Raw genomic sequence first — 21,464 nt, 5'->3', positions numbered from 1 at the left:
TCGCTTCGAAAGCATTCAATAAGCTCAGTGTTACATCGATTTCGCTTTTTCAACCGCTTCTTCGATTGTACCCACAAAAAGGAACGCTGCTTCTGGAAGATCATCATGCTTACCATCCAGGATTTCCTTAAAGCTACGTACAGTTTCTTTGATTGGCACGTATTTACCCTTGAAGCCGGTAAACTGTTCAGCTACGTGGAAAGGCTGTGACAGGAACCGCTCAACTTTACGAGCACGAGCTACGATAACCTTATCATCCTCACTCAATTCATCCATACCCAAGATGGCAATGATGTCTTGAAGTTCGGTATAACGTTGCAGCAATTGTTTAACACCTTGTGCCACATTGTAATGCTCTTCACCAACAATTTCCGGAGCTAGCAGACGCGAGCTGGAAGCCAGTGGATCAACCGCTGGGAAAATCCCCTTCTCGGAAATCTTACGCTCAAGGTTAGTTGTTGCATCCAAGTGAGCAAACGCCGTTGCCGGAGCAGGGTCAGTGTAGTCATCCGCTGGTACGTAGATTGCTTGAATGGAAGTAACGGATCCTTTTTTGGTAGAAGTGATACGCTCTTGCAACTGACCCATTTCAGTAGCCAGGGTTGGTTGGTAACCTACCGCGGACGGCATACGTCCGAGAAGAGCGGATACTTCGGAACCCGCTTGGGTAAAGCGGAATATATTATCGATAAAGAGCAGCGTATCGCGACCTTCTACATCACGGAAATATTCCGCCATAGTAAGACCGGTCAAAGCTACGCGTAGACGCGCGCCTGGGGGCTCATTCATTTGTCCGAACACCATTGCTGTTTTCTTAATAACGCCGGAGTCCGTCATTTCGTGATAAAGGTCATTACCTTCACGAGTACGTTCACCCACACCCGCGAATACGGAAATACCGCCGTGTTCTTGGGCAATGTTATTAATCAATTCTTGAATCGTTACTGTTTTACCTACACCGGCACCGCCGAACAGACCAACTTTACCGCCTTTAGCGTAAGGTGCAAGCAAGTCGATAACTTTAATACCCGTTTCCAAAATTTCGGCTTGTGTCGACAATTCATCAAATGTCGGAGCCAAACGGTGAATCGGGTTCTTTATTTCAGCAACAACTTCACCAGCGTTATCAATTGGATTTCCAAGTACGTTAAATACCCGGCCTAATGTCGCTTCCCCAACAGGAACCGAAATAGGACCACCTTGGTCAATCGCATCCAGTCCGCGAACCAGACCATCTGTAGAAGACATCGCGATACAACGTACCAAATTGTCTCCCAAGTGATTGGAAACCTCAAGTGTTAGGTTAATCTGGCGACCATTGTCCAAGACGGTTTCAATTTTGATAGCGTTGAATATCTCGGGCAATTGGCCGCGTTCAAATTCAATATCGACAACCGGACCCATAATGCTTACAACGCGTCCTTTGTTCATCTTCATTTCCCTCCTCGAAAGCTGTTACATCAAGAAGAAACGACGTTGTCGTCATATAAAGATGACAACCGTTTCTCGTAGAAATATAAGCATTTTGTATAGTGTAAAACCTATACTTTCTTATATTTTAAGAAGAACTGCAGTGCCGTTCTTAAGGAGCCATACTCCAGAAGCGGGCGATACTATGTATCGCTCCATGCGGCACTGTTTCTCGTAAAATACAAGGCAAGTCAAGCACGCTGCTTAACTGTTCTTGTATTTTTAAGACTGAGCGTTCGCTCCGGCCACGATCTCGGTAATTTCCTGCGTAATTGCCGCCTGACGGGCACGGTTGTACGTAAGGGTAAGTTCTCCGATCATTTTCGACGCGTTCTTTGTTGCACTGCCCATCGCTGTCATTTTCGCACCCAGCTCACTGGCCTTGCCATCCAGAATTGCGCTATAAATCAAAGTTTCGGCGTATTTCGGAAGTAGTACTTCGAGTACGCCTTCTGGTGAAGGTTCATATTCGTAATTTGCAGTCGCTTCATGATGCTCATGATTTCCTACGCCTTCCATAGGCAACAGTCGATCAACGGTTGGGATCTGGGTAATCGCATTGACGAATTGGTTGTAGCAAACGTACAACTCATCATACGTACCATCTACAAACTGTTGTACTGCCGAATTAGCAATAGACTTAATGTCAGCAAATTTCGGCGCATCCGATAGCTCAGTAACTTCCTGTACAATCGGATATTCACGGCGGCGTAAGAAGTCACGGCCTTTACGACCGATAACGAACAAGGCGTACTCATCTTTGGATTTATGTCGTTCCGCGATGAGCATCGTCACCTTACGTAAAATATTAGCGTTGTATCCTCCCGCAAGCCCTCTATCAGAGGTCACGATAAGATAACCAGTTTTTTTCACAGGGCGACTGACCAGCATGGGATGCTGAACGCCTTCTGTACCGGCAGCAATGCTCGATACAACCTCTTTCAGCTTCTCAGCATAAGGACGGGCGGCAATTGCCTTCTCCTGGGCTTTTCTCAGCTTGGAGGCGGCTACCATTTCCATCGCTTTTGTGATCTGTCTTGTGTTTTGAACACTCTTAATTTGACGTTTAATATCACGCATGCTTCTTGCCATGATTTCACCACCTTAAAGCTTTGACGAAGTCAAAGCTAACTTCGTAAGCATCTTCTTAGCTTTGACGAATTCAAAGCCAACTTTATAAGTAATAGCCTGAGCTTCGGCATAGCCAAAGCTCACTTAGTAAGAATCGTTTAGGTACGATCTATATTAGCTAGTAGCAAAGCCTCTTTTAAATTTATCAATCGCTGCTTTAAGAGCGGCTTCGTTATCTGCTGTCAAATCCTTGGTATCTCTGATGGATTGAGCAACTTCAGCAGCACTGCTGTCCATGTAAGCAAGGAATTCCTTTTCAAAACGTTTTACGTCTTTAACAGGAATATCATCCAAGTATCCTTTTACAGCTGTGTACAAGCTAAGCACTTGATGCTCAACAGACAACGGCTGATTTACACCTTGTTTCAGAACTTCCATCATACGTGCTCCGCGATTCAGACGAGCAAGCGTGGATTTATCAAGATCTGAGCCGAACTGTGAGAAAGCTTGAAGTTCACGATATTGAGCAAGATCCAAACGGAGCGAGCCAGCTACCTTCTTCATCGCTTTAATCTGAGCGGAGCCCCCTACACGGGAAACGGAGATACCGACGTTGATCGCCGGACGTTGACCAGAGTAGAACAGATCGGATTCAAGGAAGATTTGACCATCTGTAATCGAGATTACGTTCGTAGGAATGTAAGCCGATACGTCAGATGCTTGTGTTTCGATGAACGGAAGCGCGGTTAATGAACCACCACCAAGCTCATCACTAAGCTTAGCCGCACGTTCCAAAAGACGGGAGTGCAAGTAGAACACGTCACCAGGGAACGCTTCACGACCCGGTGGACGACGAAGCAGCAAGGACAATTCGCGATAAGCCGAAGCTTGTTTTGAAAGGTCATCATAAATGATCAATACGTGTTCGCCCTTGTACATAAAGTACTCGCCCATTGCGCAACCTGCGTATGGAGCAATATACAACAGTGGGGATGGCTCTGAAGCCGAAGCAGTTACAACGATTGTATATTCCAACGCGCCATGACGGCGGAGAGTTTCTACAACCTGTGCTACTGTGGATTGTTTTTGTCCAATGGCAACATAAATACATTTCATTCCGTTGCCTTTTTGGTTGATAATCGCATCGATTGCGATTGCAGTCTTACCTGTTTGACGGTCACCAATGATAAGTTCGCGTTGTCCACGACCAATTGGTACCATCGCATCAATCGCTTTAAGACCAGTTTGCATTGGCTCATGAACCGATTTACGGTCGATAACACCAGGAGCATTATTCTCAACCGGACGGAACTCCGTCGTTTGAATTGGGCCTTTACCGTCAAGCGGCATACCGAGTGCGTTAACAACACGACCCAGAAGGGCCTCTCCAACTGGAACTTGCATGATTTGTCCAGTACGTTTTACTTGATCGCCTTCACGAATTTCCTTGTACTCACCCAGAATTACAACACCGACGTTGCTTTCTTCCAGATTGAGCGCCATGCCCACTACACCGTTGGAGAACTCTAGCAACTCGCCTGCCATTGCGTTTTCCAGACCGTAGACACGAGCGATACCGTCTCCGACTTGAATGACGGTGCCCACTTCGGCAACTTCGATATCGGCTTTATATTGCTCAATTTGACTTTTGATCAAAGTGCTGATCTCTTCAGGTCTGATGCCCAATATCCTCACCCCTATCTTCTATGCTTATCATTAAAGGATTTCTCGAGACGTTCCAATTTACTAGAAAGACTTCCGTCATACAGCGTATCGCCGATATAAACCTTCAGTCCTCCCAGCAGGCTTGGATCGACCACATTCGTAACCCGAATTTTACGGTTTACTAGCTGGCCGAATTCTGCAGCTACAGCCGCTTGTTCTTCTTCACTTAAAGAATAAACGGAGTATACCTTAGCATCACCAATGCCAAGAGCGTCTCCTTCAATCTTGATATACGTATCCAGCAGTTCGGCAAAAATATCGGTTCTGCCTCGCTCTACTAACAGTTCTACAATGTTCATTACAATAGGAGAGAGCTTATCTTGAAGTGCTGTGCGCAGCACTTTCAGCTTGTCGGACTCCGAGATACGTGGTGCAAGAATAAACCGCTGTACCTCTTGGTCTAAATGTAATACTTCGACCACTGCCTTGAGCTGTTCTTCTACTTCAAGGGTAATCCCCTTCTCTACCGCTGCACTGTACAATGCTTTAGCGTAGCGCTTGGCAACTACCGTATCGCGGCTCATGATCGGCCTCCTACCTCATTGAGGTATTGGTTCACAAGCTGCTCCTGCTCACTGCTAGCACTAACTTCTTTCTTAAGAAGTTTAGAAGCAATACGAACAGATGCCGTTCCAATTTCGCTGCGCAACTCTTCCACTGCTTTATTCTTCTCGTTCTCGATATCGCGCACGGCCTCTTCTTTGACGCGTGCAGCTTCAACTTTAGCTTGCGCCAAAGCTTGTTCTACCTGTTGATTACTAGTAATTTGCGATTGTTGAATAATCTGTTGAGCTTCCTGGCGTGCACTGTTCAGCGCCTGCTTCTGCTCTTCCACATACGCGACCGCTTGCTCTCTAGTCTTCGCAGCTTCATCCATTTGCTGCATTACCAGCTCACGGCGTTTCTCCATAACTGCGAACAGTTTGCTGAACGCATACTTACTGAGCAAGAAATATAGAATCCCAAAGGCTACAATTGAAAATAAGATGTTTGTCCAAACAATTTCCACTGAGGTCACTCCCTTCCATTACCGCGTCATGCGGACGTATACAAAAGTAAGGCGCGGATGGCATCGGCCGTCCCCGCCAAACCGTAAATACGGTTTATTAAGATGAAAACATGATTAGGAATGCGATAACTGTTGCTGCCAACGGAATAACTTCGACGATACCTACACCGATAAACATTGTTGTTTGAAGCGCATTACGAGCTTCTGGTTGACGAGCGATGGACTCAACTGTTCTACTAACGATCATACCATTACCAAGACCTGCACCAAGTGCACCCAAACCAACCGCTATTGCTGCTGCTAAATATTCCATTTGTAAATATCCTCCTTTAATTTTGGTTCATATTGTGTTTAATGATATAAGATATCTCCCGCGAAAGAAAATCAGACGATAACCGTTCCCTTCGCAGCAGTTCATTAATGTGCTTCTTCTTCGTGAATCGTCATCTGTGCGATATAAACCATCGTCAGTATCGTAAAGATAAACGCCTGTAGTGCCCCGACGAAAATACTGAAGCCTTGCCATACAGCCAGGAAAGGAATACTGAGAATCCCCAGTTTCAAAATGACTGTAATCAGTACTTCTCCGGCAAAGATGTTAGCAAATAGACGAATTGCCAGAGCTACTGGTTTTGCCAAGTTCTCGATAATGTTCAGTGGCAAAAAGATTGGAAACGGCTCAATATAGTGTTTGAAATAATGCTTGCCATTGAGCTTAATGCCCAGGAAGTTCATCAGTATAAACACAATAATTGCCAATCCTGCAGTGATATTAATGTCAGCAGTCGGCGACTTGTACCATAAGATCTCAACATGATCACCATGCGCCAAGTTCCTGGTTGCTTCAATCACATGGCCAAACACGGTTACAGGTCCATGTGCTTCAGTTACAACTGAGAAGGGCAATCCAAGAAGGTTGGAAACAAAGATAAACAGAATCAACGTTAGCCCCAAAGATATGTAAGGTTTTCCTTTCTTCAGGTCCATGGCACTGCTTATGACACCCTCTACAAATTCAACAACCCATTCCATAAAATTCTGAAGCTTAGATGGATTCTCAACCGAAAGCTTACGAACCGACAGCATCACCAGCACAAATACTACTGTACAACTGATCAGAAGCATCAATACGGCTGATATATCTATCGGTATTCCCCCGACAAAGATTTTCGGCATCTCATGCATAGTATCATCCCCCTTTCTCTTTAATCTGGTTAAAGTTTGTTCTTCACACTCAGATATATCCCCGCAGGAATGGCGAGAAGCTGAGGAATGAATACGCCCGAAATAGTTGCTACCAGGGAAAAATGCTCAATCTTGACCGCGAACATGGTGACCAAAATTGCGAAGCTAATCCGTGTAACAAAACCGAGGCTGAAGGCATTCCCTTCGTTGCTCGCAATCGACTGCGTTACCCGTCGAACCTTGACGGCCAGATAACGAAAGTTTACCAATCCCGCCACCAGACCCAGAGTCATGCCCAGTGTAAAATCCCTGGTCTCATGATGAAGCGCCCAGCCCATTAAGAGTCCTGCCATAAGGACGAGCGTAACTCTAGTGACGGTATTGATCATGGGAGTCATATTATCCATTCTGCTCCCCCAAAAATTTTTTAATTAACAGGACGACGTTCACAATTCCCAGAATCATTCCGGTTATAGTGCCAATAGCGAGCCAATATTTTGGCCCCTCCATCAAGTCTTTCAGCCACCTTGCCGCAAAAAAACCAATAACAATGTAAGCGGCGAGTATAGTGCCTGCACTTCCAATGATAAGCGCGGTCTGTAACAAGCTGTCCCTGCTATTTTGTTCTTTCATGGCTACAATCCCAACTAATTTTACTGAATTTCTGGAGTCTTTGTCAATTCATTGAACATTGCCCAAAAACCCTTGAAAACATGAAAATAATCACAGCAAAATGTTCCAAAACCATATAAACCGTACAGTTTCACTGTATGTTGATTTTAATCAGATCAGATATTACTTTAAATGAAATTATTTATTTTTTGTGAACATTCTGTGAAACTCTTCAGGACGTTCCTTATTTACACCAAAATGGTGCAAAATCGCATTGACAATTCGTTGGGAGGCTTTGCCATCTCCGTACGGGTTGGCGGCCCGACTCATCGACTGATAGAGCTCATTATCAGTCAAAAGAGCATGTGTCCGTGCATACACCTTCTCCTCGTCCGTGCCCACAAGTTCTAGCGTTCCAGCGTCTATCCCTTCAGGACGCTCCGTCGTATCACGAAGCACAAGTACTGGTACTCCGTATGAAGGAGCTTCCTCTTGTAAACCGCCAGAATCGGTCAATATCAAGTGGGTATGCGGATAAAAATTATGCAAATCCACGACATCCAGCGGATCAATCAGCTTAATTCTTGGATGTCCACCCAAAATTTCATGTGCAGGTTCCTTAACGGCAGGACTCGGATGCACAGGATAAACAATGGCTACATCTTCGAATTCATCAGCGATTCTTTTGACAGCCCGGAAGATATTCCGATGCGGTTCACCTTGCGATTCTCTACGGTGAGCAGTCATCAAAATAAGTTTTTTTCCTGAAGCAAAATCCAAAACAGGATGCCGGTAATCAGGCTGTACGGTATATTGAAACACATCGGTTACAGTGTTGCCTGTGATATAAATACTTGATTCTTTTTTGTTCTCATGTCTCAGATTACTAGCTGACCAATCCGTTGGAGCGAAATGCAGGTCTGCTAATACACCTGTAAGCTGACGGTTCATTTCTTCAGGATACGGAGACAATTTGTTCCATGTCCGAAGTCCTGCTTCTACGTGCCCAACCTGAATTTGCTGCAGGAAAGAGGCATAGCTTGCAAGGAACGTCGTTAATGTGTCCCCGTGCACCAATACGAGATCAGGTTTAACCTCTCTGAGTACAGGTTCCAGGCCTTCAAGTACTCGAATAGTAATCTCATTAAGCGTCTGACGATCCTTCATCACATCCAGATCGTAATCAGGAGTGATATTGAACACTTCCAACACTTGATCGAGCAACTCCCTGTGCTGTGCTGTTACACATACAATTGACTCGATGTGCTCAGGATGCTTCTTCAGTTCAAGAACTAGAGGAGCCATCTTGATCGCCTCGGGGCGCACTCCGAAAATAGTCATCACTTTAATTTTGGACATAACCCCTACCCTCTCATCAAAAAATAAACAAATTTCTTATATCCTATTATGAATTACTATTTACTTAGTTCCGTACAAACGATCTCCAGCATCGCCAAGTCCCGGAACGATATATCCATGCTCATTCAAATGATCATCAAGCGCAGCTACATAAATATCAACATCTGGGTGAGCCTCTTGAACCGCAGCAACACCTTCTGGAGCTGCAATCAGGTTCATCATTTTAATTTGTGTACAGCCACGCTTCTTCAGCGAGGTAATAGCAGCAATCGCAGATCCCCCCGTAGCTAGCATTGGATCAATTACGATCAGCTCACGTTCCTGTACATCTGTAGGAAGCTTGATGTAATACTCAACCGGTTGAAGCGTGTCCGGATCACGGAATAAGCCAACATGTCCTACTTTAGCAGCAGGAAGAAGCTTCAGAACGCCCTCAAGCATACCCAGACCAGCACGAAGAATAGGGATAAGCCCAAGCATTCTTCCAGAAATCACTTTGCTTTCCGTTTCAGTGACCGGTGTTTGTACTGTAATGGTTTCTAGAGGAATATCACGTGTTATCTCATAAGCCATCAATGTGGCAACTTCGTCAACATGCTCTCTGAAATCCTTCGTGTTTGTTCTTACGTCGCGAATAAATGTTAGTTTGTGTTGAATTAAAGGATGATCGCAAATCACCAATTTTCCCATTTCCTGTCCCTCCGGTAATTGTAAGTCGTGTCTATAACCCTAGAAAGCGCTTTTGCTTCTCTATGGCTAAATCCTGTCTATTATAGCATTCCCATCGCCGCATTTCACCTAGAAAGGCACATGTATCCATATTGAACCCCTACCCCTGTATTTTCCTTCGCTTATAAAGGTAAGGATTGGAAATTCCATTGCCTTTTCAGGAATAAAACCTTGATTAGGTTGTGCAAATTTGCATTTTTCATACTATTCACATTTTTTTCACTATTGTTTATGAAAGTTCCATGAACTTTCATGATTGATTTCATGATTTTCCATCAATTCACCCATATAATATTGTGAACAATAAACAACAAAAACCTCCACCAAACCCTAAAATCAGGACTCGGTGGAGGTGAATTTATTAATGAATACGAATAGGAACTAGTACTTCAGTTCTGGATATAGTGGGTACTGATCCGTCAAATCAGCAACTTGACGAGCTGCCTCAGCTAATTTCACTTCATCCTTCGGATTCTTCAGAACATTAGCTATAATGCGGCCAATAACCACCATAGCTTGCTCGTCCATACCACGGGAAGTAACCGCAGGTGTACCAATACGAATACCGCTTGTTACGAAAGGACTTGTAGGATCAAATGGAATTGCGTTTTTATTCACAGTGATTCCGATGGAATCTAGTACTTTTTCCGCATCTTTTCCGGTAATGTTCAGGTTACGTGTATCAAGCAACATCAAGTGGTTATCTGTACCACCGGATACAATGTTAACCCCTTCGCTAATCAGTGTTTCTGCGAGAACATTTGCATTCTTCACTACATTCTCAGCATAAGTCTTAAAGGATGGCAGCAAAGCTTCGCCGAATGCGACTGCTTTTGAAGCAATGACATGCATCAGCGGTCCACCTTGGGAACCAGGGAATACGGCTTTATCGATAGCAGCTGCCCATGGCTGTCTGCACATAATCATACCTCCGCGGGGACCGCGTAAAGTCTTATGTGTTGTAGTTGTAACGAAATGAGCATGAGGAACCGGGCTCGGATGAAGACCAGCAGCAACAAGACCTGCGATATGGGCCATATCTACCATAAACAACGCGCCGACATCATTGGCGATAGCACCAAGTTTTTCGAAATCAATAATGCGCGGATACGCACTTGCACCAGCAACAATCAACTTAGGACGGTGCTTGAAGGCTGCTTTGCGTACTTCGTCATAATCAATTAGGAAAGTATCTTCTTGTACCCCATAAGCTACGAAGTTATAGAGTAATCCAGAAGCATTTACTGGACTACCATGCGTTAAATGTCCGCCATGCGCCAAGTTCATGCCAAGAACCGTGTCGCCCGGGTTAAGTGCAGCGAGATATACAGCCATATTCGCTTGTGCTCCAGAGTGAGGCTGTACGTTGACATGTTCCGCACCGAACAATTCTTTTGCACGATCACGAGCCAGATTCTCAACGATATCCACATCTTCACAGCCACCATAATACCGTTTGCCTGGATAGCCTTCTGCATATTTGTTCGTAAGCACTGAGCCCATGGCTTCCATTACGGCTTCGCTAACGATATTCTCTGAGGCAATAAGCTCAATGTTGGCACGCTGACGTTTCAGTTCCAGTTCCATTGCTTCCAGTACTGCCGGGTCACTCTTACGTAATTGTTCCATGTTCTTATTTCCTCCCTAGTGTGTGTAGATATGTTGTATTTAAATAGAAACGATTTGCCCGCCACGAAAAAGCTTTAGGTCTACGTTTCTGCAAAAACATAAATCTAAGTTCATCAATCACAAACCTGTGAACCACTCTCTTCAAGAGTGCGGTAAACCGCACGTTCGCCGCCAATAAGCGGAGGTCTGGCCCATGCTGCGTTCACTCTAGCTGCTCCAATGTACCGTAAGGTCGGTCGAAAAGGAACTGCCACGCGGCGCAAATGCATACCTATAAGAGTCTCACCAATGTCTAAGCCAGCATGCGCTTCTATCGTTTCCGCCAGAACAGGATCTTTCATAGAGCGATAGGCAGCCGCAGCCATCGAACCGCCAGCACCAGGTATAGGTACAGCTGAAACTTCATTTAGCCCAAGCGACTCTAGCAAAGAGCGTTCCATTACAAGCGCACGATTCAGATGCTCGCAGCACTGATAAACGAGATGAAATCCTTTTTCCGCTGCGACCAAACGAGCCCCTTCAAGCAGTTGCTGTGCGACTTCAAGCGCACCACCGGTTCCAATACGGACACCAGCGACCTCACTTGTGCTAACTCCTAGGACAACAATTTTACCAGATCCAAGGTTACCAGCTTCCGCCAACTCCCTTAACACAGTGACAGTAGCTTCAGTTAAAGATAACTCCACAACTTTGTCCATCACCCTACCTCCTCAAGCTTCAAACAAGCTTCATTTAAACAAAAAAGAGCAGTCCGCAGGTAGCTGCGGATTTGCTCTTTTGCCCAGGCGACCGGCCGTTTATTCCGATGCTCCATCGTGGTTTGATCCACATTTGTCGCCAGTTACATCGGAACCGATTAGTTGTACTTTCATCTTAAAGCAAAGCCGACTGAAAATCAACCATTTACAAATGGCGTAAGGATTCCAGTTTATCTAATAAACTAAACAACGAAGTGCGAATCTCAGCAGCAGTAAGCTCATAATCTTCACGCGTACCCCCGAATGGATCAGAAATATCAAAGCTTGGGATACGCTGGCGGATTTCAATCATTCGTTGTAGATCCGTTGCGTTGGGTTCACCACCTAGAGCTATGCTTAACTCAGCATCTGCATAAAGGCTGTCCAATTCTTTAATATCCTCAGTCACAGCTTCTTCGTTATGCACGTATTCCTTCAATGTATATGTTTTTGTTACGGCATCCGGAAAATACTGTAGCAAATGTTGCTTATGTCCACTGGTTAAGGTAAGTACAAGATCGGCCCAAGCGACGAATTGCCCTGTTAATTGCGACGACTCTAAATGATCATGAATGCCTTCTTCTCGCAAAATAGCTGCAGCATGTCTCGATATAGAAGTACCAGAAATGGCAGATACACCTGCAGACCGCACTTCCAGGTCGATTCCGCGTTCCTTCGCAAGCTTTCGTAAAAGCCCCTCAGCCATAGGACTACGGCATGTGTTACCGGTGCAGACGAATAAAATATGCAACATGCTTTTGCACCCCCATGAAATTAAAATATTGTAATGCCGTTATTGTATCAAAAGATGAATAGCAAGCCAAACCCCAATAAAATAGCCCCGCCCAGTGCTTCCCCATATTCCCCGAGTCCACGACTGACATGCCGCCCAAGAAGCAGGCCGATAATTGACATCAGACCTCCACAGGCACCAAAAGCTAGTATAGTCAGAAGTACACCATTCACAAACATCCCTAAGGATACCCCAACGGAAAAAGAATCCACACTTACACTGAGTGATAGAAGCAGCATTCCCCATAAGGTTCGGTGATTCATAGCTCGCGTACCTACCACTTCCGGACGAAAGGAGTTATACACCATATGTCCGCCTAACAGCACAAGTAGCCCTCCTGCGGCATAAGTTGTTACTTGACCTAGCAAATGTCCGACATAACTTCCAGTCAATAAACCTAGAAGAGGCATCAGCATATGAAAAAAAGCAATGAGCACACTCATTTGCAGAATATGCAGCAGACGAATCCCTTTCATCCCGATCCCTACTCCGAGCGAAAAGGCATCCATCCCTAATGCAATCGCCATTATAGCAATAGTAACTGTCTGTCCCCAACCGGCATATACATCTCCTATGCCCATGCTTAACCCCCCAAGTCCGAAATATCTTGTACAACAACGATATGCGGACAAGGGGGTAATCATGACTTCATAGGAGATTTCAGATTCGAAGAACCTATACTATAGCTGGATAGAAAGGTCGCCGTGGCTATCCGGCATCAATGACGGAACCACCGGCTGCCTTCATAAGCCGGTTCATAATAGCTACGCCGAGGCCCGTATACGGACAAGCCTCGGCCAAGATGTAAGTCGCTCCCGCTTCATCGAAGCGCCGCAGCGCGGCATATAGGGAGCGCGCCCCTTCCTCCGGCGAGGATAACGAGCCGAGGGAAAGAACGCAGGCGGCAGGATCGGCGGGATAGAGGGGCTTATGCTCCTCGAAGAGGAGTAAGCCCGTTACTTCGCCGTTCAGCTGTGCCGCCTGAAGTAGACTCGCGGCTTCATCCGCAACACGTTGCGGAGAAGATCCGCTCACCACACCGAGCCAGCCGCGCGGCGCGTAGTGCGTGTACTTCATGCCCGGCGCGCGTGGCGCCAAGCTGGCGGAAACAGCTTCTGCACCGTGGCGCTCCTTCGGTGCAGTGGCTACTGGAGCTTCCGCTGCTGCGGAAGCTCCAAATTCTTTAACCACAACCGGCTCAGCAGCAATAGCTTCTGCTCCCACTACAGCAGCTAACTGCTCCAAAGTAATCCCACCAGGGCGAAGTACGGCAACCTTTCCATCAGGCTGCACCTGCACCACAGTTGACTCCAGTCCAACTCCGGCGGCGCCGCCATCAAGTACACCGCCAATGTATCCGGCCAAGTCTTCCATCACATGTGAAGCTAAGGTCGGACTCGGACGACCGGAACGGTTAGCACTAGGTGCCGCAACGGGACAGCCCGCTGCACTGATCAGCGCCAAAGCTACCGGATGATCAGGCATACGAACACCTACCGTGTCCAGTCCTGCCGTTACACAGGATGACAAAACACCCTCACGAACAGGAAGAACAACTGTCAGCGGTCCTGGCCAATAAGCATCCATCAATACCGCAGCCGTAGGATGCACTTCTGTAACCAGCTCGTCCAAAGCACTTGGATCAGCAATATGCACGATTAGGGGATTGTCAGACGGTCGCCCTTTTGCCGCAAAAACAGCCTCAACTGCCGCAGTATTTCGTGCATCCGCTCCAAGTCCATAGACCGTTTCGGTTGGAAAAGCGACCGTTCCACCTTCACGAAGCATGGCTGCCGCCTCCACGATGGCTAACTTATTCTCCTCACTTGGCTGAAGTACACCGGAATCCGAAGCTGCATCTTCCAGCAAATCCAGTTCCCAATATACAGTCTCATTTCTATTTCCACTCCGCCGCTGAACGGCGAATAAAGGGTCGTGTGGTTCATTCATTCTCATCACAGGCTTTCTACAGGATATATATTGAACAATAGCTTTTCTTGCAATCTTAGGATAAATACTCTGGAGGTTCATTAACTCTAATCTTACCAAAAAGCGGCCCCAATGAAGGCGCCGCAGTCGATCTGCTTATGAAATAGTAACATATCTAGATTCAAAACTATAGACCATTTCCACAAAACCAAAGGGCTAACATCAGCATTACGACCATAATCCGCTAATCCAGTTCCAAAGGTTTTGCAACAGTTCCCAAACGAAGAACCGTACCTCTGGCTCTGCGGAATCCGCTGCCGCAACATCCTTTGCCGAAGAATCTGCTTGTACAGCTGTTCCTACTGCTGGTTGCGCCTTAACTCCGCTATCTGCCCCGGCAGCCGAAACGGTCTTCGCCCCTTTGTTAGCAGCAGGTGCCGCCGCATCTCCAGAACCCGCATCGATAAAGCACAACGGCGGAAACAGTACGCACCACCAATTTTGCCCTTTTCCCTCACCCAGCGTTACCCGAACAGCCTCGTATTCTCCGGCCGGATAGACTGTTCCACCGTATAATTTGGTCGGAAAAGGAACTACACCCAGCTCAACTTTATAAGAATATTGAATACCACGTTTCTCTAGCTCCGATCCAACTAGTGCATTAAGCTCTGGTAGATGAGTTCTAATTAAAGCGCGTGCCTGCTCTAAACTCTGTGGGTCCTCAAGTGCAGTTACCCACTGGTTCATTTGCTCTACGATTGTATCGCGGATTTGCCGCTTCACTAGTTGATCTTGTGTTCCGTCCGAATTCGCCAGAATACGCAGCCGGATAGAATCCTGTGGAATCGATACTTCGGCTACTGCTGCATCGGTTTTTTGACCTTCCCAGGCCATGATAACGATCATAAAAAAACAAATTAAAATGGCAGTATACTTAAAAGTTACACGTAAGGAATCTCTTTTATCCATATGATTATCGTTCATTTGTCGCAGCCCCTCTCCTCTTAACTCTCATGCTAGTAGTATGTCCAGAGATGAGAGACTGCAAACCTATGAATCTATTAAATCTATAATTTTACAGCAAGCGCCTTAGGCAACTGCAAATCCTCCTCAACATCCCGACCATAAAGATGCACACTCATTACAATCCCCATGCATGCCATATTAATTAAAAGAGATGTGCCTCCATAACTGATGAACGGAAGTGTAATTCCCGTAAGCGGCATTAGGCCGATAAAAGCTCCAATATTCTCTAAGATTTGATATAGCAGCATTGCCGTAATTCCAATAATCAAAAACGGACCACTACGCTCCCTACTCTCTAGAGCAATCAGTATCATCCGGTGAAGAAGAATAAAAAAGAGCAGCAGCAGCAGCGCTGAACCCACAAACCCAAACTCCTCCGCAACCTGTACGAATATGGCATCCGAATAGGTATATGGAACACGGTTACTCTGCACAGAGCTTCCTTGCATGTACCCCTCGCCACTCATCCCTCCGGAGGCAATAGCCACTTTAGCATTTTTCGTGTGATAGCTTGCATCATCTGACGCCAAATCAGGTACGAGCCAAGGATCAAAACGATCCACTAAATGCTTCCTGCCAAGGGTCTCCTCAAAAAAATATACCGCTTCATCATGATAGTGAATATAGCTCAGAATTCCTGCAAGACCCAATCCGCCAACGATTAGTAATCCGATGAGTGCATGTGAAATTTTGATATTCCCGATCCATAGAAGACCGATTAATATTACGATGTAGCTTAGCGCATTTCCGAGATCATTCTGTACAATAACTATGGCAAAAGGGAGCAATGTAAGAAGCGCCAGCGGAACGACTCCCTTCCAGAAGGTTAGCGTGGCTCCTTGTTTACGGACCAGTATGGACGCGAGTAAAAGAATCAATATCAACTTAAAAAGCTCCGCAGGTTGAAAGCTAAGTCCACCTATCTCTAGCCCTAATTGCGCACCGTTCTTTACCTTACCAAAAAAACTAACCGACACTAGCAGACCAATACCCAAGATGTAAATATAAAGAGCATATTTAACAAATATCCTATAGTCCACGAAGGTAAGCACAAAAAATGCTACAAACCCTACAATGTAGTATTTAAGCATTTGTAGATGGAACCCATCTAGTTTCTGAACTAATCTACCATTAGTCACGCTGTATATCGAAAGAATACTAATAACCATCAGCATAACCAGAACAATAAGAATCACGCTATCGATCTTCTTGAGCTTTTTAAGCATACGCAAACCCCTTACTCTATTAAGGTTCCAACCACCCTCACCTGAGGAAAGTCTCTCCTTTCTATTGTAGAGCATTCAAGGCCACAATTCCAAATTTATGTAATACACCCGATATCAGAGATTCACTTCCCATAATAAAAAACCGCCAGTTCCCATCCTTAAAAGACGAGTTTCTGACGGTTATCTTTTGATTTAGTGATTAAACCTGTTTGGCGGCTGCATAAGGAGTAGGCTTAGGCAAATCTTCCTCTACATCTCGACCATGCAGACGCACGCTCATTACCAGCCCAATGCTGGCCATGTTAATAAGCAGGGAGGTACCTCCGAAGCTGATGAATGGCAATGTGATACCTGTCAAAGGCATCAGACCAATAAACGCACCGATATTCTCAAAAATCTGATACAGCATCATCGCGACAATGCCGACGATCAGAAATGGACCTGCTCGATCTCTGGCTTCCAGCGCAATCAGAATCATTCGGTGAATCAGGATAAAATACAGTAGCAGCACAAATGCAGAACCGACAAAGCCAAATTCCTCGGCAATCTGCACAAAGATAGAGTCTGAATACGTATAAGGCACCCGATCTGTCTGAACAGAGCTACCGTTCATATAGCCTTCTCCACTCATCCCACCTGAGGCAATCGCAAGCTTGGCGTTTTTGGTATGATAAAGAGCTTTCGCTGTCGCTTTATCCGGAACAAGCCATGGGTCGAAACGTTCAATCCAGTGCGAACGGCCAATATCGTTAAGAAACGTTTTAATTTCGTCATGATAATGGATATAACTCATAATTCCGGCAATCGCAGAGCTTGCTACAATCACCAAAGCGATTAATGCGTGAGTGTACTTAATATTTCCAATCCACAACAGACCTGCAAGAATCACGATGTAAGACAAGGCATTCCCAAGGTCATTCTGTGTAAGGACAATAAGAAACGGAAATAAGGTTAAGAGGCCGAGCGGCACAACATCCCGCCAAAACAAGAGTTTACTCTTATTCTTACGAACAAGCATCGCTGCCAGAAATAGAATCAATATTAGCTTGAATAGCTCGGCAGGCTGAAGGCTCAGTCCTCCAGGGAGGGACAACCAGCCTTGGGCATTATTCTTGGTCTCGCCCAAAAAGCTGACGAGGACCAGGATACCTATTCCAAACAAATAAATATATAGCGCGTATTTCACTAAAATTCTGTAATCTAAAAAGGTCATTCCAATAAAAGCAATAAAGCCAATTGCATAATACATCATCATACGGATATGATGTCCGTCCAGCTTTTCTCTTCCATGAGTCACACTATATATGGCGAAGATGCTGACAGTCATGAGCAATAACAGAACGACTACGATAGCACCATCAATTTTTTTAATCTTCTGAAGCACGTTCTGCCTCCCTACTCTAAATCTGGGCTTTCTTTTATGTTTCACCAAGAAGTCCGGTTAAATTCTATTGTAAAGGAAGTCGGGTTGAAAATACAATTTTACTCCCCGATCAACAGGAGTCCCCTGCACAGCATGCAGTATTATCGTGCTATACCTAGCACATGACGTGGAATTCCAGCCAGATCATTAATGGTGATGATCTCTTTCCAATGGCCCGCCGCTTCAAGTAGCGAGGCCACTTGCTCGGCTTGTCCGAAGCCGAGTTCGAAGCCGATCAGGCGCGGCGGTGCCGGGAGCAGCGCCAGCTGCCCCATCATGCGGCGGTACGGGTCCAGCCCGTCCGCTCCGCCATCCAGCGCAGTGCGCGGCTCATGGTCGCGCACCTCACGCTGCAGCCCGGCGATATCCTCGCCGGGAATGTACGGCGGGTTGGAGACGAGAATATCCGTCTCCATCCCCGCGAACGGCTCGAGCAGATCGCCGAGCCGAAAGTCCACGGCTGTGCCGGAGCGCATCGCATTGCGCTTCGCCACAGCTAGGGCCGCCGGCGAAATATCGCCGGCGCAGACCCGCCACGCCGGCGCTTCCGCCGCCAGCGTGACGGAAATCGCTCCGCTGCCGGCGCCGATATCGACGGCGGTCAGCGGCCGTACGGCGCGTCCACCTTCCGCGCCGCCCGCACGATCTTGCGCTGCTGCTAACGAAGCAGCGCCTTCTTCCTGCGCCGGTTCACTCGGCGCAACCGTGCCGTCCGGCCAAAGCTCCGCGCCGTACCGCAAAATCGCCTCGACGAGCAGCTCCGTCTCCGGCCGTGGAATAAGCACATCTGGCGTCACTTCAAAAGGACGCCCGTAGAACTCTTGCTCGCCGATGATATACTGCACCGGCTCACCCTTACTACGGCGGGTAACTCCCGCCTCCCACGCTTCCTTGATCGCAGCTGGAAAAGGATCCGCCAGCGCCATATAATACGCCGCTCCGGATAAGCCAAGCGCATGCTCAAGCAGTAACTGCGCACTGCGCTGCGGTTCATTACAACCGCTCTGGCTCAAAAAAGAAGAAGCCTCCGCAAAGGCTTCCCGGATGCTTTTCACTTCCGACATGACAAATACGCCATCGTTCAAAGCATTATTATCCATTGTCCATACTATCCATCAAATCAGCTTGTTCAGCAATTGAAAGAGCCGAAATAATTTCAGTGATTTCTCCGTTCATAACCTGCTCCAGACGGTGCAGTGTCAAGCCAATGCGATGATCTGTAACCCGGCTCTGCGGGAAGTTATACGTCCGGATACGCTCACTACGATCACCCGTACCTACTTTGCTCTTCCGTTCACCAGCATACTTTGCTTCTTCTTCCTGCCGCTTCATATCGGAGATACGGGCACGAAGCACTTGAAGCGCCTTTTCCTTATTGGAGTTCTGTGACTTACCGTCCTGACAGGTAGCAACGATGCCCGTAGGTACATGGGTTACACGTACTGCAGACTTGGTCGTATTTACAGACTGTCCGCCTGCACCACTTGAACAGAAGGTATCCACACGAATATCTTTATCATGTATTTCAATCTCAAATGCTTCAGCTTCCGGCATCACCGATACTGTAGAAGTAGAGGTATGAATACGTCCACCGGATTCAGTCGCTGGGATACGTTGTACGCGATGCGCACCACTTTCGTATTTCAACTTACTGTATGCACCGCGGCCGTTAATAAGGAAGATTACCTCTTTAAATCCACCAAGATCGCTCGCGTTGACATCCATTAGCTCCACGCGCCAGCCTTGTGAATCTGCAAACCGGGTGTACATCCGATAAAGGTCGGAAGCGAACAATGCAGCTTCATCTCCACCCGCTGCACCACGAATTTCGACGATTACGTTCTTATCATCATTCGGGTCTTTAGGCAGTAGCAATACACGGATTTGCTCTTCCAGCTCTACCTGACGTTTGGAAAGGTCGTCAATTTCCATCTTGACCATTTCCTTCATCTCATCATCAAGCTTTTCGCCTTGCATCTGCTTAGCAGCTTCAAGCTCTTCCATTACACTCTTATATTCAGTATACGCCTCAAATGCAGGCTGTAGGTCTGATTGTTCTTTGGAATAATCCCTCAGTTTCTTACTGTCGTTTGCAACATCCGGATCACAAAGCAGTTCACTGAGCTTCTCATAGCGGTCCGCCAGGGATTGCAATCGGTCCAACAAGGGAATTCACCTCTCCTAGTTCAATTTCAAATTCGCAAATAAAGCGATTAAAACATATGTCATAAAATTAGATATACGACTTTATATTATACCAAAGATATTGTGAAATGGCTACAGTTCTGTACGCGTAAATCCCTTAATAAATGTCTTATATTTTAAAAAAAGGATCATCCCAGCAGTAGATACCCTCTACCGACTGAGATGACCCTCTTATCATTAGTATGCTTCAGTCCTCTTAAACGTTGAAACGGAAATGCATAACGTCGCCGTCCTGCACCAAATACTCTTTACCTTCTAGACGCAGTTGACCACGTTCTTTGGCACCATTCATTGAGCCTGCTGCCAAAAGATCTGCGTAAGCCACTACCTCAGCACGGATAAATCCACGTTCAAAATCTGTGTGAATTACACCAGCAGCTCCGGGTGCTTTAGTTCCCTTACGAATGGTCCACGCACGAACTTCCTGAACGCCTGCCGTGAAATACGTATACAAGCCTAGAAGTTTGTAAGCCGCTTTGATCAAGCGGTTCAGACCAGATTCTTCTAGCCCAAGTTCTTCTAGGAACATCGCTTTATCTTCGCCCTCAAGCTCGGCAATTTCAGCTTCTACTTTAGCACTGATCGGAACAACTTCAGCACCTTCAGTTGCTGCAAATTCACGTACTTGCTGCACATAAGGATTATTCTCAGCACTTGCTACTTCTTCTTCACTTACATTCGCTGCATACAGCACAGGCTTCAATGTTAACAAATGAAGATCACGGATAATAACCTTCTCGTCATCGGACAATTCTATACTACGTGCAGGTTTATCTTCGTAGAGCACTTCTTTGACGCGTTCAAGCAGTTCAACTTCTTGAGCGTATTTCTTGTCGCCGCCTTTGATGTTCTTACGGGAACGCTCAATCCGCTTCTCAATGCTCTCAATGTCAGCAAGAATCAGTTCCAAATTAATGGTCTGAATGTCGCTGATCGGATTTACTTTTCCATCCACGTGGGTAACGTTCTCATCTTCAAAACAACGAACGACATGAACGATAGCGTCTACTTCGCGAATATGAGCTAGGAACTTGTTGCCTAGTCCCTCACCTTTACTCGCACCGCGCACAAGACCAGCGATATCAACAAATTCAAAAGCAGTAGGTACAGTCTTGTTAGGTTGTACCAGCTCAGTCAGTTTATCAAGACGTTCGTCCGGAACTTCAACGACACCAACGTTAGGGTCAATCGTGCAAAAAGGGTAGTTTGCGGATTCTGCTCCCGCTTGCGTTATTGCATTAAACAATGTGGATTTTCCTACGTTAGGAAGACCGACGATTCCCGCTTTCAAAGCCATTTATATGACAACTCCTATTTTCAGCTAAATTGATCATCC

The 21,464-nt window shown here is 46.3% G+C and carries 22 protein-coding genes and 1 riboswitch; all 22 genes read right to left on the bottom strand.

Translation table 11 applies throughout. The annotated features are described in order from the left end of the window. Positions 1-30 precede the first annotated feature (30 nt). The 22 genes from atpD to ychF all read right to left on the bottom strand — a co-directional run bounded on the left by atpD (position 31) and on the right by ychF (position 21,425). Positions 31-1,431, bottom strand: a complete 1,401-nt coding sequence (gene atpD / locus MKX35_RS05315) for a F0F1 ATP synthase subunit beta (RefSeq protein ID WP_042192466.1) — start codon at positions 1,429-1,431, stop codon at positions 31-33. 261 nt (positions 1,432-1,692) lie between these two features. Further along, positions 1,693-2,562 carry an ATP synthase F1 subunit gamma gene (gene atpG / locus MKX35_RS05310; protein WP_042131368.1) on the bottom strand — a complete coding sequence of 290 codons (870 nt, stop codon included), beginning with the start codon at positions 2,560-2,562 and terminating at the stop codon, positions 1,693-1,695. A 153-nt stretch (positions 2,563-2,715) separates the two neighbouring features. Continuing rightward, positions 2,716-4,227: a F0F1 ATP synthase subunit alpha gene (gene atpA / locus MKX35_RS05305; RefSeq protein WP_042131369.1), complete on the bottom strand. Its 1,512-nt coding sequence runs from the start codon at positions 4,225-4,227 to the stop codon at positions 2,716-2,718. Between the two features lie 11 nt (positions 4,228-4,238). Next, positions 4,239-4,790 (bottom strand): F0F1 ATP synthase subunit delta, encoded by a 552-nt coding sequence (locus MKX35_RS05300; RefSeq protein ID WP_042192468.1) that lies wholly within the window; start codon positions 4,788-4,790, stop codon positions 4,239-4,241. Continuing rightward, a complete protein-coding gene (gene atpF / locus MKX35_RS05295) occupies positions 4,787-5,275 on the bottom strand; it encodes a F0F1 ATP synthase subunit B (RefSeq protein WP_060625973.1) in 489 nt (162 codons plus the stop codon). Before atpF ends, MKX35_RS05300 begins: the two co-directional genes overlap by 4 nt. A 97-nt stretch (positions 5,276-5,372) precedes the next feature. Further along, on the bottom strand, positions 5,373-5,588 hold the full coding sequence (gene atpE / locus MKX35_RS05290; RefSeq protein WP_060625974.1) for a F0F1 ATP synthase subunit C: 216 nt from the start codon (positions 5,586-5,588) through the stop codon (positions 5,373-5,375). 104 nt (positions 5,589-5,692) lie between these two features. Then, positions 5,693-6,460 carry a F0F1 ATP synthase subunit A gene (atpB, locus tag MKX35_RS05285; RefSeq protein WP_042192471.1) on the bottom strand — a complete coding sequence of 256 codons (768 nt, stop codon included), beginning with the start codon at positions 6,458-6,460 and terminating at the stop codon, positions 5,693-5,695. A 29-nt stretch (positions 6,461-6,489) separates the two neighbouring features. Beyond that, complete coding sequence (locus MKX35_RS05280; protein WP_076285650.1) at positions 6,490-6,867, bottom strand: ATP synthase subunit I; 378 nt, start codon at positions 6,865-6,867, stop codon at positions 6,490-6,492. After that, on the bottom strand, positions 6,860-7,093 hold the full coding sequence (locus MKX35_RS05275) for an AtpZ/AtpI family protein (RefSeq protein WP_042192476.1): 234 nt from the start codon (positions 7,091-7,093) through the stop codon (positions 6,860-6,862). The genes MKX35_RS05280 and MKX35_RS05275 overlap by 8 nt, the downstream gene beginning before the upstream one ends. A gap of 177 nt (positions 7,094-7,270) precedes the next feature. Next, the gene (wecB, locus tag MKX35_RS05270) at positions 7,271-8,431 is read right to left on the bottom strand and encodes a non-hydrolyzing UDP-N-acetylglucosamine 2-epimerase (RefSeq protein WP_042192480.1); all 1,161 of its coding nucleotides are present in this window, start codon (positions 8,429-8,431) and stop codon (positions 7,271-7,273) included. 60 nt (positions 8,432-8,491) lie between these two features. Further along, positions 8,492-9,121: a uracil phosphoribosyltransferase gene (upp, locus tag MKX35_RS05265; RefSeq protein ID WP_042131376.1), complete on the bottom strand. Its 630-nt coding sequence runs from the start codon at positions 9,119-9,121 to the stop codon at positions 8,492-8,494. A 420-nt stretch (positions 9,122-9,541) separates the two neighbouring features. Further along, positions 9,542-10,789, bottom strand: a complete 1,248-nt coding sequence (gene glyA / locus MKX35_RS05260) for a serine hydroxymethyltransferase (protein WP_042192482.1) — start codon at positions 10,787-10,789, stop codon at positions 9,542-9,544. Between the two features lie 113 nt (positions 10,790-10,902). Further along, positions 10,903-11,487 (bottom strand): TIGR01440 family protein, encoded by a 585-nt coding sequence (locus tag MKX35_RS05255; protein WP_076297916.1) that lies wholly within the window; start codon positions 11,485-11,487, stop codon positions 10,903-10,905. A gap of 74 nt (positions 11,488-11,561) precedes the next feature. Continuing rightward, positions 11,562-11,644, bottom strand: a riboswitch (ZMP/ZTP riboswitch). A 48-nt stretch (positions 11,645-11,692) separates the two neighbouring features. Continuing rightward, positions 11,693-12,280, bottom strand: coding sequence for a low molecular weight protein arginine phosphatase (locus MKX35_RS05250; RefSeq protein WP_076297917.1), 588 nt, complete (start codon positions 12,278-12,280; stop codon positions 11,693-11,695). A 47-nt stretch (positions 12,281-12,327) separates the two neighbouring features. Further along, positions 12,328-12,900, bottom strand: a complete 573-nt coding sequence (locus tag MKX35_RS05245; protein ID WP_042192488.1) for a manganese efflux pump MntP — start codon at positions 12,898-12,900, stop codon at positions 12,328-12,330. A gap of 127 nt (positions 12,901-13,027) precedes the next feature. Then, positions 13,028-14,269, bottom strand: coding sequence for an L-threonylcarbamoyladenylate synthase (locus MKX35_RS05240; protein ID WP_076298118.1), 1,242 nt, complete (start codon positions 14,267-14,269; stop codon positions 13,028-13,030). A 207-nt stretch (positions 14,270-14,476) separates the two neighbouring features. After that, entirely contained in the window at positions 14,477-15,232 is a 756-nt protein-coding gene (spoIIR, locus tag MKX35_RS05235) for a stage II sporulation protein R (RefSeq protein ID WP_081382658.1), read from the bottom strand. 83 nt (positions 15,233-15,315) lie between these two features. After that, positions 15,316-16,500: an FtsW/RodA/SpoVE family cell cycle protein gene (locus MKX35_RS05230; RefSeq protein WP_076285647.1), complete on the bottom strand. Its 1,185-nt coding sequence runs from the start codon at positions 16,498-16,500 to the stop codon at positions 15,316-15,318. 199 nt (positions 16,501-16,699) lie between these two features. Beyond that, entirely contained in the window at positions 16,700-17,884 is a 1,185-nt protein-coding gene (locus tag MKX35_RS05225) for an FtsW/RodA/SpoVE family cell cycle protein (RefSeq protein WP_076285646.1), read from the bottom strand. A gap of 140 nt (positions 17,885-18,024) precedes the next feature. Further along, positions 18,025-19,023, bottom strand: coding sequence for a peptide chain release factor N(5)-glutamine methyltransferase (prmC, locus tag MKX35_RS05220; protein WP_076297918.1), 999 nt, complete (start codon positions 19,021-19,023; stop codon positions 18,025-18,027). Then, a complete protein-coding gene (gene prfA / locus MKX35_RS05215) occupies positions 19,016-20,089 on the bottom strand; it encodes a peptide chain release factor 1 (RefSeq protein ID WP_042192496.1) in 1,074 nt (357 codons plus the stop codon). The genes prmC and prfA overlap by 8 nt, the downstream gene beginning before the upstream one ends. Positions 20,090-20,324: 235 nt before the next feature. Then, positions 20,325-21,425: a redox-regulated ATPase YchF gene (gene ychF / locus MKX35_RS05210; protein ID WP_060625988.1), complete on the bottom strand. Its 1,101-nt coding sequence runs from the start codon at positions 21,423-21,425 to the stop codon at positions 20,325-20,327. Positions 21,426-21,464 lie beyond the last annotated feature (39 nt).

The sequence above is a fragment of the Paenibacillus sp. FSL R5-0923 genome (assembly GCF_038009145.1).
In the GTDB taxonomy this organism is placed as follows: Bacteria; Bacillota; Bacilli; order Paenibacillales; family Paenibacillaceae; genus Paenibacillus_AQ.
This window is presented reverse-complemented; position numbering and strand designations above follow the sequence as displayed.